Origin of the sequence: Phenylobacterium sp., assembly GCF_030693805.1 — a bacterium.
Classification (GTDB): Bacteria; Pseudomonadota; Alphaproteobacteria; order Caulobacterales; family Caulobacteraceae; genus Phenylobacterium.
In genome coordinates this window covers 1-1,021 of sequence record NZ_JAUXZW010000251.1, presented here as the reverse complement: position 1 = coordinate 1,021, position 1,021 = coordinate 1, and the positions used below count along the sequence as shown (strand labels likewise).

Annotated in this window: 1 protein-coding gene; it reads right to left on the bottom strand. The window is 68.8% G+C overall.

Annotated elements, in window-relative coordinates:
• Positions 1 to 949: PAS domain S-box protein (locus Q8M88_RS09670; protein ID WP_305596793.1), on the bottom strand; the 949-nt coding region annotated here is incomplete at its 3' end.
• Positions 950 to 1,021: the final 72 nt, after the last annotated feature.

Below are 1,021 nucleotides of genomic sequence, written 5' to 3'. Positions count from 1 at the left end.
GCATGAAGGCGTCCGGCACGTTCAGCAGCTCCAGGAACCGGCGGTTGTAAAAGCTCACCCGCCCGTCGGCATCGACCTTGGCCACGCCGTGTGGCACGTTTTCCAGGGCGGCCCGCAACAGTTCGTTGGCCCGCTGCCGCTCGTCTTCGGCGCGTTTGCGCGCGCCGATGTAAGAGCCCACGCCCCGGTAACCCCGAAAGTGGCCCTGGCTGTCGAACATGGGCTCGCCGCTGATGGCCACCCATTCGCTGCTGCCATCCGCGTGCACCCGCTCCACTTCCAGGTTGCGAAACGGCCGGTGCGCCTCCAGGTCGGCGCGGTGAGCGGCCCAGGCCGCGTCGTCCATGTTCAGCGCCGGCACCTCCCACGGCCGGCGGCCCAGGCTGTTGCTGTGGACAAACTGCGCCGGCAGGTTGCCGTCGAAGCGGGTGAAACGGAACTGCTCGTCGCTCTCCCAATACCAGTCGGAGGAGAGCTCGGTCAGGCTGCGAAAACGCTCCTCGCTGTCGCGCAGCGCGGTGTCGATTTCGACCCGGTCGGTGATGTCGCGGTGCAGGGACAGAAAGTGCGTCACCTGGCCGCTGGCGTTGGTGATGGGCACCACCTCCACGTCGGCCCAGTACGGTGTGCCCTGGCGGGTGTGGTAGGTGATGTCGAGCCGCACCGACTGCCGCAGCTTGAGTGCGTGCCGGATGCGGGCCACCGCGTCGGCGTCGGTCTGGGGTCCGTGCAGCAGGCCGGGGTTGCGGCCGATGACGTCTTCGGGCGCATACCCGGTGTGGCGCACAAAGGCCTGGTTGACAAACACGATGCGGCTCTCGCCGCCCGCCAGCGCGCCCGGCTCCGAGATGCTCACCATCTCGCTGACGAGGTCCAGGCTCTTGGCCATCCAGTCGAGCAGACGGCGCGGCACTTTGCCCGTGGCCGGTGCCTGAACGGCCCCCAGCACCAGACCGGCCGCCTCAGACCGCTCCGTGTGGGGCCCGGGTGGCCGCGAAATCATGCCGCAACCGAAGGCCAG